Here is a 17,319-nt window from a genome sequence, read left to right as displayed (position 1 = left end):
ACTTTTAAGGACGTGTACAATGAAAAAACATATTCCGAATTTACTAACTTTAGGGAACTTATTTTGTGGTTTTCTTTCAATAGGATATGCCGCACATGGCGACTTCCGAAACGCAGCAATGCTGATTTTTATTGCGATGATGCTTGATGCTGTTGATGGAAGAGCAGCACGGATCATCGGCGTTTCTGGCACACTCGGCAAGGAGCTCGATTCCCTGGCAGATGTCGTTTCATTTGGTGTGGCACCAGCCTTTATAGCTGCAAACTCCTATTTTGCGAATTTAGGCATGTGGGGTTACGTTCTTGCTGGCCTATTCCCGCTATTTGGTGCTTATCGTCTAGCGCGCTTCAACATTACCGACTCCGAAGAATCCATGAAATACTTTAAAGGTATTCCGATCCCGCCGGCTGGTGGCATCGTCGTTTTCTTAGTATTCTTTGTAAAAATGATTCCGCTTTGGATTTTCGTTTTGATCTTTTACGGAGTAGCATTAATGATGGTCAGCACCATCAAAATTCCGAGTTTAAAAGACATTCCGCTTCCAAGATACGGAACGATCATCACGCTGTTTTTATTCTATATGTTTTATTTGGTGGCAAAAAACCAATTTGAAAGTGTTCCAATCTTCTTTTATGTCGCGCTTATAACGTACATCTTATTTATTAGCATGAGGTTCATTAAAGTAAAAGAGATTAAAATTATCAAACGAAAACGAAAGCCTCGCAACAAGAGAAGACGTTTTTAAATTGACGAAACGGTCATTAACCGATACATTTATAAAAAAGTAAATACAATCAGCAAAGGAGCTTTCCATCACTATACTTCGGGTATAGGACTGGGGCTCCTTTTTTGTTCAGGAGGGATAAAACGTGTCTTTTTTACAGTTGGCAGAATCCATCAAGCACCGAATCATTGAATACCGTCGTCACCTGCATCAATACCCAGAACTGAGTTTTTCCGAATACAAAACCGCTAAATTTGTTGCAAACATATTAGAAGAAAACAACATCGAGGTGTTAAGAAACGTAGCCGAAACAGGTGTTGTCGGACTCATCAAAGGAGACTCACCTGGTAAAACCATTGCACTGCGGGCAGATATGGACGCCCTTCCGATTCAGGAACAAACCGACCTCAAATACAGCTCAAACAACCCTGGTGTCATGCATGCTTGCGGGCACGATTTCCACACTTCAATCCTTTTAGGTGCGGCGATACTTCTTAATCAGCACCGCCACTTAATCAACGGGAACATTAAACTCATCTTCCAGCCTGGTGAGGAGAAATTAACAGGTGCTAAAAAGATGATCGAAAAAGGCGTGCTTCAAAATCCTGATGTGGATGCAATCGTTGCGCTGCATTGCTGGCCTGATCTTCCTGCCGGAACGATAGGTATCAGAAAAGGTCCGATTACCGCCGCTGCTGATTTTATTGATATTACCATTTACGGAAAAGCCGGCCACGCCGCTCATCCTCATAAGTGTGTAGATCCGATCGTTATCGCAGGTCATGTTGTTTCGACCTTGCAAACCGTGATTTCACGTGAGGTTGCACCTACCGATCCTGCTGTCCTCACTATTGGAAAAATCAACGGCGGTATAGCACCAAACGTGATTCCATCGTCCGTTCACTTGTCTGGAATGATTCGAACCGTAAACCCTGATCTTCAAAAAAGAATGCCCGAGATCATCAATCGGGTTGTCACGAAAACAGCGGAGAGCATGAACGGTGAAGCTGAAGTCTCTTATACGATGGCCACTCCCCCGCTGATCAGCGACGATTCGATGGTCGAACTCATTGACCGTGTTGTAACTGAAACGCTCGGAGAAGGCCGCCTCGTCTATCTCGAAAACCCGTCGCTAGGCTCTGAAGATTTTTCGTTTTACGCCGAACAGGTGCCTGGGGTTCTGTTTCGATTAGGTACACATAATGAAAAACCAGAATCAAAACTTTCGTTGCATAATGCTGGTGTGGTTTTTGATGAAAAAGCGCTCACAACCGGGGTTTCTGTCATGTGTGAAGCTGCCGTTCGTTTCTTAAGCCCCCAAACCACATCCAAACAAGCGGTTATTGGAAAAGCTTGATTATTGACAGAATATTAACATTATTTTAGAATCAATTTATAAGTGAAAAGTACGTAAGCAAAGGGGCTATGTATGGGTATTCCTGCTAATTTAGCGGGAGTATTTGTGCCGCCCCTTTTTGTTTTTCTAAAAGATTGTTGCCACTTCTTTGAATAGTTGATTGGAGCGCAAGGTGCGTGCCTACCACTTGAAAAGCTTCTCGCTAGGCATGCGACGAGGAAGCTTACATCGTAGCATCTACTCGTAGACGCAGGAGCAAGAATACTACCTTGAAGCGGACAGGTGAGACTCCTGTCGGCGCAAAGCGCCAGGAGGCTCACCGCACGCCCCACGGAAAGCGAGCAACCTGGAGCGGAAATCAACACTTTCTAATTGCAACAATGTTTACTAAAACAGGAGTCAGCCTTCTTAAAGTAGTGAGAAAGGAGACAACCATGCACCGTACCATTCAAGAACTTTGCATGCAATATACCAACTTAACCCTGTCAGATATTGATACCATTATTGAAAAATCAAAGTCCCTTCAACTCACTGCCGATCTAACCCAATCAAACCTGTTTATCGATTGTCCAGCAAACGACGGCAAGCACGCCATCGTTGTAGCTGAAGCAAAGCCTGCCAATGCTCCTTCTCTTTACTCAAAATCTGTAGTCGGAAAGTACGCATATGCGTCCTTCGAGCCCGCCGTTGCTTTTACTCATAAAACCGGCAAGCCGATGAAACGAATGCGTGCCATCACGCAAGAAGCAAAATACGTAAAACAAAGTGTTGTTCCTATTAAAAATGAACGCGGAGAAACGATTGGTTCACTCATCATGGAAGAAGACGTGAGTGAACAAGTTCATCACGAAAATAAAGTAAAAGCTCTATCGGAAACGAACGAACAGCTAAGCCAAACCTTAATCGGACTAACTGAGCAAGACTCCATTATCTCCAACATGATTCAAGAATCGCTCCTGCTTCTCGATCCCAAAGGCAGAATTCTGTATTACAACTCATGTGCTGGTTGTCTGATCAAAGAACTGGATGGAAAAACAGAGATTCTCGGAACGTTCATCCACGACCGCCTCCCTTTTATAAAGGGAATCTATGAAGAAACTGAAAGCATTTTGCAGCAAGAAGTAAATGTCGGAAAAAAAGCGCTCGAAGTGAAGCAGATCATACTCGTTAACCATCGGCAAATCACAGGGATTCTCGTCGTGATCAGGGATCTTACGGAGCTCCGGGAAAAAGAACGCCAGCTTATGGTGAAGTCAGCGGTCATCCAGGAAATTCATCATCGTGTAAAAAACAACCTGCAAACTGTATCCAGCCTTCTGCGGCTGCAGATGAAACGCGGTGGCGGTCCTGAAGGCATTCAGCAAAGTCTAAACCGGATTTCGAGCATCGCGGCCGTTCATGAAGAGCTGCTTGAAAGCTCCAAAATTGATGAAGTTGAGATCAAACAGCTTATTGAACGCATCGGTCAGATGTCTATCCAAAGCGGGATGTGTGCTGAGGCTGAAGTGTCCATCGAATTTCATGGTAACGAGATGTATTTAAAATCAGATGTTGCCGTTTCATTAGCCCTTACCATCAATGAACTCATTCAAAACTGTTTGAAGCATGCTTTTAAACAGCAGAATGAAGGAAACATCATTATTCATTTTTCAGATATTCAGGGTCATTTTGAGGTCTTGGTTGAGGATAACGGTATCGGCTACTCATCCTCTTCCCAATCATCGCTCGGGCTTGATATCGTAAACACGATCGTGTGTCACGACTTAGCAGGAAGGTTCACCATCGAAAAAACAAACAGCGGTACAAAAGCGGTCATCACTTTTCCGTTGAAAGAGGTGGAAGCAGTTTGAAACCTAAAATCATTGTGATTGAAGATGAAGCGATTCTGCGGATGGACTTAAAAGAAATGCTCACCGATGCAGGCTATGAGGTGATCGCAGAAGGTGATAATGGAGAAAAAGCAATTGAGCTTGCTCATCAGCTGCAACCCGATTTAATGATCATGGATATCAAAATGCCGAAGATGGATGGACTTAAAGCAAGCAGAATCATCACCAAACAAAGTAAAACTCCTATTCTTATGCTTACTGCCTTCAGCCAAAAAGAGTTTGTGGAAGATGCGAAAAAAGCGAATGTGCTTGGGTATCTTGTAAAACCGGTCTCTGAGACGAACTTGATTCCAGCAGTTGAAATCGCACTCTCTCAAGCCCAGCAGCGAGTGCAATATGAAGAAGAACTTTTACAAAGAGATAAAAAAATGAATGCCCGAAAGCAGATCGAACGTGCAAAGGGGGTTCTCATGAAAGTGAAAAAGCTGAACGAACAAGCTGCTTATGAGAAGATGCGAAACTTCAGTATGAAACAGCAAGTCTCGCTTGAACGCACAGCGAATGCAATCTTGAAAAAATACGCAAATGACATGTAAATAAAACCCGGCAAAGACGCCTAAGAAATACATCAACCATGTATGTCCTTAGGTGTCTTTTGTCTTTTTTTACTCTCTTATTCTCTAAAACTATCCTTACAGGAGGTATGAACATGGAAAAAACGACACTTAACTACCTATGGATCAAAGGCGAAAAGGTCAGCACATCTGAGAGCATCGATGTTATTAATCCGGCGACTGGCGAAGTCATCGACCAAGTGCCTAATGGAGGTGAAAAAGAAACGAAGCTTGCGATCAACGCAGCCTTTGAAGCTTTTAAACCGTGGAAGAAGCTCACCCCCGAAAAACGAGAGTCTTACTTAGTGAAATGGGCTGATAATTTACTAGAAAACCGTGATGAACTGGCTGCTATTTTAACGGAAGAACAAGGAAAGCCATTAAGCGAATCACGAGGTGAAATTGAAGGATGTGCAACGTTCATCAGATGGTACGCAGAGGAAGGAAAACGTGTTTACGGCGAAGTGATCACTGGCTCCAAAGAAAACCAGCGCATCTCCGTGATCAAACAGCCTGTTGGAGTATGCGGACTGATCACACCATGGAACTTCCCTGGCGCGATGGTGGCACGGAAAACCGCTCCTGCTCTTGCGGCTGGCTGTACGGTCGTTGTGAAACCTGCGAGTGAAACACCAAGGATTGCCATCGCCATTTTCGAACAGCTCATGAAAACCGGGATTCCAGCTGGGGTTGCAAACCTTGTGACGGGTAAAGCATCTGTAATCGGTGAGACGTTATTTAATGATAGACGCGTAAAGAAGATTTCGTTTACCGGTTCAACCGAAATCGGGAAACAGCTCATGAAGCGCGCAGCCGATCAAGTGAAGCGAATCTCGTTGGAACTTGGCGGAAACGCACCTGCTATCGTCTTCCCTGATGCAAACCTTGATCTCGCTGCGAAAGCGATCATCGACAATAAGTTCGAAAACTGCGGACAGATGTGCAACGGGATAAACGTTATTTTTGCTCATGAAGAAATCAAGGAAAAGCTCACCGAAAAGATCGTAAATCTAGTAAAAGAGCTAAAAGTAGGCTCGGGGTCTGTCCCCGGGACAGACCCCATACAAATTGGCCCTTTAGTGAATGAAGCGGCACTCAAAAACGTCGAACAACTGCTTCAAGATGCTAAAGAAAAAGGTGCCACAGTAGAAACTGGCGGCGAGCGAACCGCCGACTCCAACGGCTACTTCTTTAAACCGACTGTACTCAGCGATGTCACACTCGATATGAAACTGACACAAGACGAAATTTTTGGTCCGGTCGCTCCTATCCTCTCTTTCCAAAGAGAACAGGAGGTTGTGGAATTCACGGAAAACAGCCCGTATGGATTAGCGGCTTACTTTTTTACCCGTGATGTAAACCGTGTCTACCGCATGGCTGAAGAACTAGACTCCGGCATGATCGGCGTAAACGGAACATCACTGAGTGTCCCTCAAGCTCCGTTTGGCGGCATTAAAGAAAGCGGCATCGGCCGTGAAGGCGGATTTTACGGATTAGAAGAGTTTCTCGAACTGAAATACATCTCACTCACGCTCGAAAATGAAGAAGGAGGTTATTAAAATGAGTCAAGAAACAATCATAAATCTATCCCAAAAGGAAGAGTCAAAGAAAACAGGATTGATCTCCAAAGAAACCTTACTTTCATTGCTGGAAGACGGGTCGATCGACACGGTGAATCTAGCAATCTGTGATATGCAAGGGCGACTGATGGGAAAGCGTCTGACGGCTGCTTATTGTTTAGAAAACAACCTCGATAAAGGAACACATTTTTGCAACTATCTGCTTGGTACGGACTTCGAAATGAACACGCCAGACGGCTACGAAATGATGAACTGGGAGAACGGCTACGGTGACTGGCTCGCCCTTCCAGACTGGTCAACGCTCCGGATCGTACCTTGGGCGGACCGTACCGCCATCGTTTTTTGCGATGTGTACGACGAAAAGACCGGTGATTCCATACCAATCGCGCCTCGTACCCTTTTGAAGAACCAAATTGAAAAAGCAGCAGCAAAAGGATTCGAACTTAACATGGCAAGTGAACTTGAATTTTATCTATTCAAAGAGTCCTTTGAAGACCTTCACCAAAAAGGCTATGAAGATGTTGAAACAGCTGGACATATTAACGAAGATTATAACCTTCTTCAAGGGACACGAAATGAACCCTTTTATCAAAAAATCCGCCGGAACATGGCTAAAGCAGATATCCCTATTGAGTCATCAAAAGGTGAGGCATTTAAAGGACAGCATGAGATCAACATGCGCTATTCCGACGCACTAAACGCTGCAGACAACCACATCATGTTCAAACACGGCATGAAAGAAATCTGCATGCAAGACAATTTATCTGTCACGTTCATGGCAAAGCCAAACCACCAATGGACAGGCTCAAGCGGCCACATCCACCTGAGTCTATGGGACAAGCGCGCGGGCGAGAATGTTTTTTATGATCCAGATAGCGCCAACCATAACATGTCTAAAACGATGCAGCATTTTTTAGCAGGTGTTTTAAAATATTCCCGTGACTTTGCATTGTTCTTCGCACCATACGTTAACTCGTATAAAAGATACGCTCAAGAAAGCTGGGCTCCAGTCAACATCATCTGGAGTCATGACAACCGTTCATCCGGCTACCGGATCGTCGGCGACGGGAAAAGTCTCCGTGTGGAAACGCGCATTCCTGGGGCGGATATGAACCCTTACTTAGCGTACACAGCCCTGATTGGTGCTGGACTTCAAGGCATTGAGGAGGGATTAGAGCTTGAACCTGAATTCAAAGGAAACGCTTATAAAGATAAAAACATTCCGCGTATTCCAGGTTCGCTATATGAGGCCATCCAATGCTGGGAAGATAGTGAAGTCGTTCAAAAAGTGTTGGGCGAAAAAGCTGCCTCCCACTACCTCTTTACCGCAAAACTAGAGCAAAAACAGTTTGATCGTATCGTAACGAAATGGGAACGCCAGCGTTATTTCGAGCAGTGCTAGCAGATTAATTGAACTTGAGGAGGAACAACAGATGAGACTACAAGACAAAGTATGCATCATAACAGGGGCGGGCGGCGGAATGGGAAAAACCGCAGCTGAAATGTTCGCAAAAGAAGGCGCAAAGATCGCAGTATTTGAGATGAACGAAAAAAGCGGTACGGAAGCCGCTGAAGCCATCCGTCAAGCAGGAGGCGACGCAACCTACTTCTACTGCAACGTAACCGATGAAAAAAGCGTCAAAAAAGCCGTTGATGATACCGTAGAAAAATACGGAAAAATCGACGTTCTCTATAACAACGCCGGCGTCATGATCGCAGATGACCACTCCGTCATCGATACACCTGAAGACGCGTGGGATTTGGTCATGAACGTGAACGTAAAAGGCATCTATTTTATGTGCAAGTATGTCATTCCAGAAATGCAAAAAAACCAATCAGGATCGATCATCAACATTGCGAGCTTTGTAGCTTTCCTCGGGTGCAGCGTTCCTCAAGATGCGTACACCGCTTCAAAAGGTGCAGTCAACGCACTGACAAAATCGCTTGCAATCCAGTTCCGCCCGGAAGGCATCCGTACAAATTCCATCTGCCCTGGACCGATCGAAACGCCCCTATTGATGGAATGGCTCGTAAAAGATGAAGAAGCAAAAAAAGTACGGTTGTCGCGCCAACCGGCCGGTCGATTCGGAAAACCGGAAGATATCGTGTACGCTGCCATCTATTTGGCATCAGACGAGTCAGATTGGACCAACGGTGCACTGTTAAACATCGACGGCGGGATTACATCTAACTATTTTTGATAATTCCCTGTTCGAGGGCAGCGCAAAAAAATGAAAAGAAGCAATATTCCCGCGAGATTTGGAGTTAATTCCGCGAGTTGCAGCCATAATCCCGCGAAATTGAGTCATAATCCCGCGAGTTTTCATCAGATATCCGCAAGTCTAGAAGAACGACAACACCCAGACAACCAAACATGAAACAAAACCTAAGAATCTTCAAAATTCGAAAGGAGTGTTTAGATTGGGGGAAGTAAATCACGATAAGCAAGGTCTTCAAAAAGCGTTAAAACCCATTCATCTATGGGCAATCGCCGTCGGTATGGTTATATCAGGTCAGTACTTCGGCTGGAACTACGGGTTCGAACAAGGCGGAACGCTCGGCTTAATGGGCGCCGCCATTTTCATCACGATTTTCTACACTGCTTTTATCTTTAGTTACTCAGAGCTCTCGACCTCCATCCCCCACGCCGGCGGACCTTCCGCTTATGCCAGGCGTGCGATGGGACCATATGCCGGTTTTATGACGGGGATCTCGGTTCTAATCGAGTTCGTGTTCGCCCCGCCAGCCATTGCCGTTGCGACGGGGGCGTACATCAATTTTCTAATCCCGGCGATCAACCCGGTTTATGCGACAGTTGCTGTGTTTGTCTTCTTCATCTTGATCAACATGATTGGTGTAAAAGGTGCTGCACTTATCGAGCTAGTCGCTACAATCATCGCTCTTATCGGACTCGCCATTTATTTTGCAGCCGGATCCACACACGTACAGCTGGACTACATTTTTAACGAAAATGCCCTTCCGAACGGTTGGACAGGTATGTGGATGGCCATTCCCTTTGCGATCTGGTTCTATCTCGCGGTTGAAGGCGGTGCGATGGCAGCTGAGGAAGTGCGGAATCCAAAAAAGGATATCCCAAAAGGCTTCATCGCTGGTATCTTGACACTTGCAATCTGTACAATCGGAACGCTCTTCATCACAGCCGGTTTGGGCGGCGGTGTTGGACAGCCTGCGGATAACCCGCTTCCACAGGCACTCGCTTCAGTTTACGGTGAAGGTCATTTCCTTCCAAAGTTAGTTGCCGTTATTGGACTCGCCGGGTTAATTGCAAGCCTTCACGGAATCATTATCGGCTACTCCCGCCAGACGTTCGCTTTGTCTCGCGCCGGGTACCTGCCAAAATTTTTATCAAGATTATCAAAGCGTCAAATTCCAACTTGGGGACTTCTCCTCCCGGGCGGAATCGGTGTCATTGCAGCAGCAAACGCCACATTTGCCAATCAGCTCATTATCCTAGCGGTATTTGGTGCTGCGATGATGTATTGCTTAAGTTTGGTTTCCCTTTTTATCTTAAGAAAAAAAGAACCCAACCTGCACCGTCCATTCAAAGTTTCATACCCGCTTGTTCCAGGAGTGGCGATTGTTCTTGGGGTTATTTCACTATTCTGTGTGATCTATTACAGCGTGTTTAATCAATCACTCCCTCTTTTTGGAGTTAATGTACCTCTGCTCGGCGTACTCCTTTTCATTTATGGAGCCGCAACTGCTTATTATTTTGTGGTCGGACGACACAAGCTCCTTCCGATTGAAGAAGAGTTCGGAGTGTTTGATGAGCTTGAGGCTGATGAAGAACAGCATGATGAGATGATAAAAAAGGATGTTAAAGTTGGTATGTAATTTATTCTTCCAGATGCTGAAATCCAATCAGTATCTGGATTTTTTTGTACTTTATTAAACACTTGTTTAATAAAAGGTTTTTAAAAATACTTGTCGAATTTTTAATTTATCTTATTAGTAAAGAAGTGATAACAAGTGAAATATTATCAAAAGGATTTTTCTGCTGCTTTAAGAGAAGAAATTAAGAAGAGAGAATCAGAGTTTAAAAACCTGCTTGAAAGATTAATGATTCAGTATAAGCCTTTATTTGCGAAAAAGAATTTAAATTTAGATGCCTCATTTGACCAAGAAGGCGACGATTCTTTCAAGCCTGGATACAGTTCGGCTATATCATTGGGAATAGCTGATGACACCGGTGAACCGATCGATATACACATTATTAAAATATGGAATTGCGAACGGACTTTTTTAGGAATTCCCACTGTAAAAAAACTCCCTGGAAGCAAAATCACAGGCGAACTGCTTGATGAAACCTATGAGGGAATAACAGAAGAATTAAACGAATATATTAGTGAATATTTATATGAGTAGCTAAGTTAAAGAGTCAGTTCAGCAACTGGCTTTTTATATAAATTCCGCTTTAAATTATTCATCTTCCCCCTTCTCCCTGCATACAATGAGTTAATACATGAAATATGGTTAAGCCATTACCGAAAGAAATGGACAAATCATGTTTTGAAGGGAGAGATCATATGAGCGGATATCCGAACATGAGGGAGTTTTACCAGAAGGGGCTCATTCTTATCGGAGAGAATGATCGAGCAGCTCTTTTGCAGAAATCTGGAGAAAACACTTCGCACGAATGGTCCACACACTGGCTCATCGCGATGGAAGGCAGTGAAAAGCAACCAGATATTTATCAGTGGAAGGTTCTCATCTACCCATCTGATTCAAAAAAAGTAAATTGCTACAAGTCACCGTACTACTCATCACAGCACTTTTCATCCATTCACGACGCCATCAACTTTTCAAACGAACTGAGCCAAAAAGCACGCGAAGATCAGCTGAATACCCTCGAATAACCACACAGAAAATAGATCACCAGTTTTACCCTCGCTTTTCTTTTTACCCTAGATTGTGAAATAGTGTACATAAGCCCTCATTATTACATAGAACAACAGCCCATGAAGTGGATAAGAGCCAGTTCATTTTTATTATGTCTTTTTTTCATTTTTCATCTGTACTTAAGTTATATTTTACCAAATTAGAAAGAGGAGATTAAATGAACCAGGTTATGAGAATATCCTATTGATCGTCTTTTATAACAACCGTTTGTTCATCAAATTCCCATTCACCTGCTGGTGTTAGAACAACCACCTGCCACTCTTTTGTTTTTTCATCATATTCTACTTTTTTTATGACTTGAAAATTCTTGTCCAGCTTATCCATCGCTTTTGCAACTGCTTCATATTCTTTAAGCTTGGTTTTATTTTTAACTGTAGCAGGAAGAACTTTTACACTTTTTGCAGAACTTTGGCCAGGCATTGACTCTAATACTAACCCATCAATTTCCACGCTAACTTTTTGACCAACCTTAATAATGGCGGGAACATCTGAGAAATAAATGGCTGAGTAAAATTCTTTATCTTTTTGCCCTAGATTCCTCTTGTTCGTCGAGATAACCAAGGCTCGCCCCTTTTCATCCCTGCTTGTTACATAACCAACGAAGCCAGGGTCTTCTTGGGGCTTATCTTTTGATACAGCAGTATTTGTTTCATTATTGGAGCACGCTGTAACAAGTATTAATAAGCTAGTAAAAAATAAATAAATCATTTTTTTAACCATGGAAATCCCCCCTTTCTTGATTAGACGAAGTACAAGAGACCTTTGTTTCACTGTTTAGTTAGTCTGTTTTCGGAGATTTAGATATAATTCTCTACCTTTTTCCAGCCTTTATGTATTTGAAATTACTCACTTTGATCGGTCACTTCCGACTTGTGTACCAAAATAACACGTGAAATAAACCGTTCACCTACTCTTCTGATTTCTATATAATCTGACGTATAAACGTGGACGATGATATAAGGTTCATCCTGATATGTAACGATATTCCCTTTTTCAATATGCATGCTTATCACCTTAGCTGTTATTTGTCATAGATAATTATACCTAAAAGAGGACCTATGAAAATTGGGAAACATTGCGGAAAATAGGGTTCTAATCTTGTGAAAATGAGCATTGTTTCCCAACTTAAATCATTTCACTTTCCTTATTAATTACTAAACAGCTTGAGAAAGGTATTTTCCTATTATATTAAGTGTTAAAATCAAAGAAAAACGGCGGGGGTAAAAAAAATGCATCTTGGCGAAAAGATTCGGTACTTTCGAAAAGTCAAAAAATTATCCCAACAAGAACTGGCGGCCGGGATCTGTTCCATTCCCTATTTAAGCAAAATTGAAAATGGTGTGACACAGCCTTCACATGAAATCCAGCAGCATTTAGCCGCTCGGCTAGAAATAAGATTAGATTCTATGAATGAAGATACGATGATTCGAAACTATGTAGAACTCTTTTTTTCTCTTTATCAGAGAGATTATGAAATTGCAGAACAGAAGTTTCAAACTTTAACAGCCACACATTCTCAATCAATTGATGAAGAAATATTGCACAAAATATTTAAGAGTATCTATCTGCTGTTGGCAAAGGATGCAATACAAGAAGTTCAGCTTTTACTAGATGAAGTTGCTTACTTAGACGGTGTAATGAATGGAGAAAAAGCTTTTTATTATTTATTAGCCAGGGGCCAGCTCAGCTTTTATTTGAATGATTTTGAAGATGCTTTCCAATACTTTTTAAAAGCCGAAAAGCAGTTAGAGGAAAATCGTTTTCAAGAATGGGAAAAAGGATATTTGTTTTATGTGATCGGTGTCACGGCGAATCACCTGTATAAGAATATAGCAGCTTTAGAATACATAAAGGAAGCTTTAAAGATCTTCGAAAAAAATTACTTCTTTAAAAGATGTGCCGATTGCAGAATCGTACTGGCGATCATCAATCTTCGCTTTAAAAATATTGATGAATCTTCTAACCAATTATTACTCGCCGAAACCATTGCAAATACATTTGATGATGAAGTATTAAAGGGCATTATTTATCATAATTTAGGCAGTATCGCGACCCATAAAGGGGACGCAGAAAAAGCGATCGAACTCTTTTCTCAAAGCATGAACGCAAAAGAAAAAGAGCCTTTATCCGCAAAAATAATGACCATACATGCTCTTGTAAAAGAATACAATAAAACAAACCAGCCTGAAAAAGGGTTAGAACTCATTGATTCTTGGCTGGAACAAGTTCAAGCCGACCCGCTGAACCGCGGATATGAACTACATTTTCTCTATTTTAAACACCTGTTTAAATTCGGTGAAATAAATACTGATTTTATGATCAGCGAACTGATTCCTTACTTCGAGCAAAGAAACGAATGGGTGCACCTTGCCGATTATTATCCGATTCTCGGAAAATACTTTGAGAATCAGCAGAAGTACAAACAAGCGAGTCATTATTATTTCTTGGCATTTGAAGCACTGAAAAATATGCATCAAGTTGGGGTTACATACCTATAAGAAGGGCAGCTAAAATTATTTTAGTTGTTCTTTTTATATGGGAAGATGCCTTTTACGGTACGTGTTCTTTTATCTGTTACACGTTCACGCAAAAAACACTCAGTTCCACGCACAGGGAAGTCACTACCACGCAGGATCTACTCCTTTTCACACAGGAAAGCATGAGTTTCACGCAGGAACCTATTAGTTCCACGCGGTAACCAAAAGCTTTTTTAAAGGAATTCTGATTGCATATTACGTTCATCATCAAAAAAAGAGAAGCCTGACTCCATGAGGTCTCACTTTCCCTTATGAATCAGCTTCTCTGATGAACATTTGCACCTAACCTAAACGAAACACAATCCCATGCCCACCCTTTGGGTATTCCCACTTGATATTCTGGTGCGGGCAGCCGATGCGGCAGCTTCCGCATTCATGGCAGCCTTCATATCCCACGTGCATCCGGATTTCTTCCCACTTATACACCTCTGCAGGACAAAAGATCGTACAAATTTTATCCGGACAATGGTTCAAACAAACATCGGCATCCATAACGGTGAGATGTGATTTCGTGTCTGCGTTAAAACGAACGAGGTACTGCTTTTCTTCGATAGTCTGACACTTCTTTTCGCTCATCTACTTCATCACCTTCCACGCCCGGTATGCATCACGAGCTAGTTTCAGTTTCTCTCCAGCCGTCCCCACATCACGCCAAATCTTCTTCTGTTTATCCCATTTCGACGTGCCATCGACCGTAAACATCTGGCTCATCGCCTTGTTCGCCATCGGAATGTACTTTTCAAAGTACTGCGGGAACTTATCAAAATGATGTGTAGAATCCTTGTACTTCTTCATATCCTGACCGACGAAGCTGCTCATCAGCCTTGTTTTGTAATGGTTGAGGGTAGCCTCTGAATAATCTTCGCGCTCTTTAGCGAGCAGCACCGCTTCTGCCGCAAACTGACCCGATTTCATCGCCAGATTCGAGCCTTCCCGGTGGATTGCGTTCACGAGCTGAGCCGCATCCCCAACAACGAGAACCCCGTTTCCAGCTACTTTAGGCATCGATTTATACCCGCCTTCAGGAATCATGTGAGCCAAGTACTCAACCGGCTCCCCGCCAGCGATGTAAGGACGAATCATCGGGTGGTTCTTCACATATTCTAAAAGTTCATACGGTTTAATCTTATGCTTAATCAGCCCAGATAGAAGTGAACCGACACCAAGGCTCAGCGTGTCTTTGTTCGTATATAAAAATCCGGTGCCGAGAATCCCCTTTGTCGCGTCACCAAAAAGCTCGATCGTCGTACCCTGATTCTCTTCTAAGTTAAAACGATCCTCAATCGTCTTTTTATCCAGTTTAATAATTTCCATTGTCGCCAGTGCGACTTCATCAGGCCGGAATTCTTTATGGAAACCGAGTGATTTTGCTAAAAGCGAGTTAACACCATCAGCCAATACCACAACATCCGCATAAAGATCTCCATCAGGACGGTCAGTCCGCACGCCGACTACTTTTCCATCCTCAACAATACACTCCAATACTACGGTTTCGTTTACCAGCAAAGCCCCCTGTTCAACCGCTTTCCCCGCAAACCACTGATCAAACTTCGCCCGTAGCACGGTAAAGTTGTTGTAAGGCTCTTGTCCCCATTCCATTCCTTTGTAGCCGACGGTGATCGCCGATTCCTTATCCATCATCATGAACCGCTGTTCCACGATGGGCCGCTCAAGCGGTGCTTCTTTCCAAAACTCAGGTATAACATCTTCCATCATTTTGCGGTAAAGAACGCCGCCCATCACGTTTTTCGAACCTGGGTATTCACCGCGTTCAATCAGCAACACATTTACTCCTGCTTTCGCCAGTTCGTAAGCGCAGGAAATGCCGGCAGGACCTGCCCCGACAACGATAACATCAAATTTTTCAGACATGGTCGACCGCCTCTCTGTTAAACGCTTGTTTAAATTGTTCGATTAAAAGTGGCACAATTTCAAAGGCATCGCCTACTATTCCGTAGTGGCTGGATTGAAAAATTGGAGCTTCCGGATCGTTGTTGATAGCGATAATAAGACCAGAATTCTGCATCCCGACAATATGCTGAATAGCGCCAGAAATCCCGATTGCGAAATAGATTTTAGGAGTAACCGTAACACCTGTCTGTCCGACCTGATGGTGGTGTTCGATCCAACCCGCTTCTACTACATCACGGCTCCCGCCAACCGCTCCTCCTAGCGTCTCCGCCAACTGATGAACAAGCTGAAAACCATTCGGACTGCCTAACCCTTTTCCTCCAGCGACGATAATATCTGCTTCATCAATTTTTACTTTTTGAGTTGTGTGGCGAACGATCTCAAGTACCTTTGTACGGATATCCTCTTCCTTAAGAGAAGCCGTCTCTTCTACTAACTTACCTGTTCGGCCCGGTTTTGGCGTAAGAGCCTTCATCACTTTCGGCCGGACCGTCGCCATTTGCGGCCGGTACTTTTTACAAAGAATCGTAGCCATGATGTTCCCGCCAAACGCCGGACGGCTCGCAAGCAATAAGCCTGTATCTTCTTCAATGTCCAAAATGGTAGAGTCGGCCGTGAGCCCCGTCGGAAGGTCTGTCGCGACCGCGCTCGCCAAGTCCTTACCCGTCGACGTCGCCCCATACAAAATCACTTCCGGCTTGTATTTTTGACAGCACTCTAGCAAAGCTTTCATGTACGACTCCGTCCGGTAATCTTTGAAAATAGCGTCGTCATACACGTAAACAGTGTCCGCCCCATATTCAAAAAGAGAGTCTGCTAGATGTGTCACGTTTTCTCCGATCAAAACACCAGCAAGCTCAGTCCCGCGTTTGTCCGCAAGCTCTTTCCCAGCACCCAACAATTCCAGAGATACGGGTACAACCTCTCCGTCCTTCACCTCAATAAAAACCCAAATGCCATGATAGTCTTCGAAACTCAACTTCCGTCCCCTCCCTTCACCGTAAAAAGTTCTCTTTTCTCTAGCAAAAGATTTAAAAGCTGCTCCGTTTGCTGTGCCGCATCGCCTTCCAGCATCTCTCCGCCACTTGGTTTTGTTGGTGCCCAAACTTTCGAAACAATCGTTGGCGATCCTTTCAATCCGAGCTGCGTTCTCTCCACATCCTCCAGATCCGCAACCGCCCAAATAATAGGTTTGTACCTGGCAGCTTTCAGCATGTTCGTCATTGAGGAATACGGTACTTCATTGATTTCTTTTTCAACCGACATCAAACACGGCATCTTAGATTGAATCACTTCATATCCGTCTTCGAGTTTCCGATGAACGACCGCATAACCTTCTTCCACATTGATTTCTTTTACCTTATTGACCGAGGTCAGAGGAGGCATGTCTAAACGGCGAGCGATCCCTGGTCCAACTTGTCCGGTATCACCGTCGATTGTCATCTTCCCGCAGATGATTAAGTCAACCGGTTTGATCTTTGAAATCTTTTCGATTGCTTTAGTGAGCGCATAGCTTGTTGCTAAAGTATCAGCCCCAGCAAAAGCACGGTCAGAAATCATGTAACCTTCATCTGCACCGATCTCGATGCACTTTTTGATTGCTTTTACAGCTGGCGGCGGTCCCATCGTCAACACTGAAACCGTCCCGCCGTATCTCTTTTTCAAACGCACCGCTTCTTCCACCGCGTGCGCATCGTAAGGATTCAAGATGGCAGGCGCGCTCGCCCGGTCCATCGTATTCGTCTTCGGGTTCATCTTGATGATCTTCGTATCCGGAACCTGCTTAATGCAAGCCACAATATGAAGCATTCGATCCCTCCTCTAATCACTGGCCAGTCTTTTTGTAG

General features: G+C 43.7%; 17 protein-coding genes. 11 read left to right on the top strand and 6 right to left on the bottom strand.

Features of this window, described 5'->3' with window-relative positions; all coding sequences use genetic code 11:
* The first annotated feature begins 19 nt into the window (after positions 1-19).
* The 10 genes from pssA (at position 20) to ACFW35_RS02010 (ending at position 10,981) form a co-directional block, all read left to right on the top strand.
* Positions 20-745 carry a CDP-diacylglycerol--serine O-phosphatidyltransferase gene (gene pssA, locus ACFW35_RS02055; RefSeq protein ID WP_379843412.1) on the top strand — a complete coding sequence of 242 codons (726 nt, stop codon included), beginning with the start codon at positions 20-22 and terminating at the stop codon, positions 743-745.
* Positions 746-869: 124 nt separating this feature from the next.
* Positions 870-2,081: a M20 metallopeptidase family protein gene (locus tag ACFW35_RS02050; protein WP_379843410.1), complete on the top strand. Its 1,212-nt coding sequence runs from the start codon at positions 870-872 to the stop codon at positions 2,079-2,081.
* A 434-nt stretch (positions 2,082-2,515) separates the two neighbouring features.
* Positions 2,516-3,931, top strand: coding sequence for a histidine kinase N-terminal domain-containing protein (locus ACFW35_RS02045; protein ID WP_379843408.1), 1,416 nt, complete (start codon positions 2,516-2,518; stop codon positions 3,929-3,931).
* Entirely contained in the window at positions 3,928-4,506 is a 579-nt protein-coding gene (locus tag ACFW35_RS02040; RefSeq protein WP_379843407.1) for an ANTAR domain-containing response regulator, read from the top strand. The genes ACFW35_RS02045 and ACFW35_RS02040 overlap by 4 nt, the downstream gene beginning before the upstream one ends.
* A gap of 113 nt (positions 4,507-4,619) precedes the next feature.
* Positions 4,620-6,083 carry an NAD-dependent succinate-semialdehyde dehydrogenase gene (locus tag ACFW35_RS02035; protein WP_379843405.1) on the top strand — a complete coding sequence of 488 codons (1,464 nt, stop codon included), beginning with the start codon at positions 4,620-4,622 and terminating at the stop codon, positions 6,081-6,083.
* 1 nt (position 6,084) lies between these two features.
* Positions 6,085-7,506, top strand: a complete 1,422-nt coding sequence (locus ACFW35_RS02030; protein ID WP_379843404.1) for a glutamine synthetase family protein — start codon at positions 6,085-6,087, stop codon at positions 7,504-7,506.
* A 31-nt stretch (positions 7,507-7,537) separates the two neighbouring features.
* Positions 7,538-8,305 (top strand): SDR family NAD(P)-dependent oxidoreductase, encoded by a 768-nt coding sequence (locus ACFW35_RS02025; protein ID WP_379843402.1) that lies wholly within the window; start codon positions 7,538-7,540, stop codon positions 8,303-8,305.
* A gap of 220 nt (positions 8,306-8,525) precedes the next feature.
* The gene (gene eat, locus ACFW35_RS02020; protein WP_379843400.1) at positions 8,526-9,959 is read left to right on the top strand and encodes an ethanolamine permease; all 1,434 of its coding nucleotides are present in this window, start codon (positions 8,526-8,528) and stop codon (positions 9,957-9,959) included.
* A gap of 135 nt (positions 9,960-10,094) precedes the next feature.
* The gene (locus ACFW35_RS02015; RefSeq protein ID WP_379843398.1) at positions 10,095-10,490 is read left to right on the top strand and encodes a hypothetical protein; all 396 of its coding nucleotides are present in this window, start codon (positions 10,095-10,097) and stop codon (positions 10,488-10,490) included.
* 161 nt (positions 10,491-10,651) lie between these two features.
* Positions 10,652-10,981 carry a hypothetical protein gene (locus ACFW35_RS02010; RefSeq protein WP_379843397.1) on the top strand — a complete coding sequence of 110 codons (330 nt, stop codon included), beginning with the start codon at positions 10,652-10,654 and terminating at the stop codon, positions 10,979-10,981.
* Between the two features lie 223 nt (positions 10,982-11,204).
* Here ACFW35_RS02010 and ACFW35_RS02005 read toward each other — a convergent pair whose 3' ends face one another.
* Entirely contained in the window at positions 11,205-11,744 is a 540-nt protein-coding gene (locus ACFW35_RS02005) for a DUF3221 domain-containing protein (protein ID WP_379843395.1), read from the bottom strand.
* A 122-nt stretch (positions 11,745-11,866) separates the two neighbouring features.
* Positions 11,867-12,028 carry a hypothetical protein gene (locus ACFW35_RS02000; protein ID WP_379843393.1) on the bottom strand — a complete coding sequence of 54 codons (162 nt, stop codon included), beginning with the start codon at positions 12,026-12,028 and terminating at the stop codon, positions 11,867-11,869.
* A gap of 225 nt (positions 12,029-12,253) precedes the next feature.
* On the opposite strand from ACFW35_RS02000, the gene ACFW35_RS01995 reads away from it, so the two are divergent.
* The gene (locus ACFW35_RS01995) at positions 12,254-13,522 is read left to right on the top strand and encodes a helix-turn-helix domain-containing protein (RefSeq protein ID WP_379843391.1); all 1,269 of its coding nucleotides are present in this window, start codon (positions 12,254-12,256) and stop codon (positions 13,520-13,522) included.
* A gap of 321 nt (positions 13,523-13,843) precedes the next feature.
* On the opposite strand, the gene ACFW35_RS01990 is transcribed toward ACFW35_RS01995, so the two are convergent.
* The 4 genes from ACFW35_RS01990 to ACFW35_RS01975 are packed head-to-tail and all read right to left on the bottom strand — an operon-like array spanning position 13,844 to position 17,281.
* Entirely contained in the window at positions 13,844-14,137 is a 294-nt protein-coding gene (locus ACFW35_RS01990) for a ferredoxin family protein (protein WP_066293375.1), read from the bottom strand.
* Entirely contained in the window at positions 14,138-15,433 is a 1,296-nt protein-coding gene (locus ACFW35_RS01985; RefSeq protein WP_379843389.1) for an FAD-dependent oxidoreductase, read from the bottom strand. It lies immediately after the preceding gene.
* Positions 15,426-16,451, bottom strand: coding sequence for an electron transfer flavoprotein subunit alpha/FixB family protein (locus tag ACFW35_RS01980; protein WP_379843388.1), 1,026 nt, complete (start codon positions 16,449-16,451; stop codon positions 15,426-15,428). The genes ACFW35_RS01985 and ACFW35_RS01980 overlap by 8 nt, the downstream gene beginning before the upstream one ends.
* Positions 16,448-17,281: an electron transfer flavoprotein subunit beta/FixA family protein gene (locus tag ACFW35_RS01975; protein WP_379843386.1), complete on the bottom strand. Its 834-nt coding sequence runs from the start codon at positions 17,279-17,281 to the stop codon at positions 16,448-16,450. Before ACFW35_RS01975 ends, ACFW35_RS01980 begins: the two co-directional genes overlap by 4 nt.
* Between the last annotated feature and the right edge of the window lie 38 nt (positions 17,282-17,319).

It is taken from the genome of Fictibacillus sp. NPDC058756, assembly GCF_042746035.1.
Taxonomy (GTDB): domain Bacteria; phylum Bacillota; class Bacilli; order Bacillales; family Fictibacillaceae; genus Fictibacillus.
Note: the sequence above shows the minus strand (reverse complement) of the source record. Positions and strands in the feature narration are given on the sequence as shown.

Coding starts and splice junctions, on each gene's coding strand:
- pssA (WP_379843412.1), top strand. CDS start 20: ATGAAAAAACATATTCCGAATTTACTAACTTTAGGGAACTTATTTTGT.
- ACFW35_RS02045 (WP_379843408.1), top strand. CDS start 2,516: ATGCACCGTACCATTCAAGAACTTTGCATGCAATATACCAACTTAACC.
- ACFW35_RS02035 (WP_379843405.1), top strand. CDS start 4,620: ATGGAAAAAACGACACTTAACTACCTATGGATCAAAGGCGAAAAGGTC.
- ACFW35_RS02030 (WP_379843404.1), top strand. CDS start 6,085: ATGAGTCAAGAAACAATCATAAATCTATCCCAAAAGGAAGAGTCAAAG.
- ACFW35_RS02025 (WP_379843402.1), top strand. CDS start 7,538: ATGAGACTACAAGACAAAGTATGCATCATAACAGGGGCGGGCGGCGGA.
- ACFW35_RS02010 (WP_379843397.1), top strand. CDS start 10,652: ATGAGCGGATATCCGAACATGAGGGAGTTTTACCAGAAGGGGCTCATT.
- ACFW35_RS02005 (WP_379843395.1), bottom strand. CDS start 11,744: ATGGTTAAAAAAATGATTTATTTATTTTTTACTAGCTTATTAATACTT.
- ACFW35_RS02000 (WP_379843393.1), bottom strand. CDS start 12,028: ATGCATATTGAAAAAGGGAATATCGTTACATATCAGGATGAACCTTAT.
- ACFW35_RS01995 (WP_379843391.1), top strand. CDS start 12,254: ATGCATCTTGGCGAAAAGATTCGGTACTTTCGAAAAGTCAAAAAATTA.
- ACFW35_RS01990 (WP_066293375.1), bottom strand. CDS start 14,137: ATGAGCGAAAAGAAGTGTCAGACTATCGAAGAAAAGCAGTACCTCGTT.
- ACFW35_RS01985 (WP_379843389.1), bottom strand. CDS start 15,433: ATGTCTGAAAAATTTGATGTTATCGTTGTCGGGGCAGGTCCTGCCGGC.
- ACFW35_RS01975 (WP_379843386.1), bottom strand. CDS start 17,281: ATGCTTCATATTGTGGCTTGCATTAAGCAGGTTCCGGATACGAAGATC.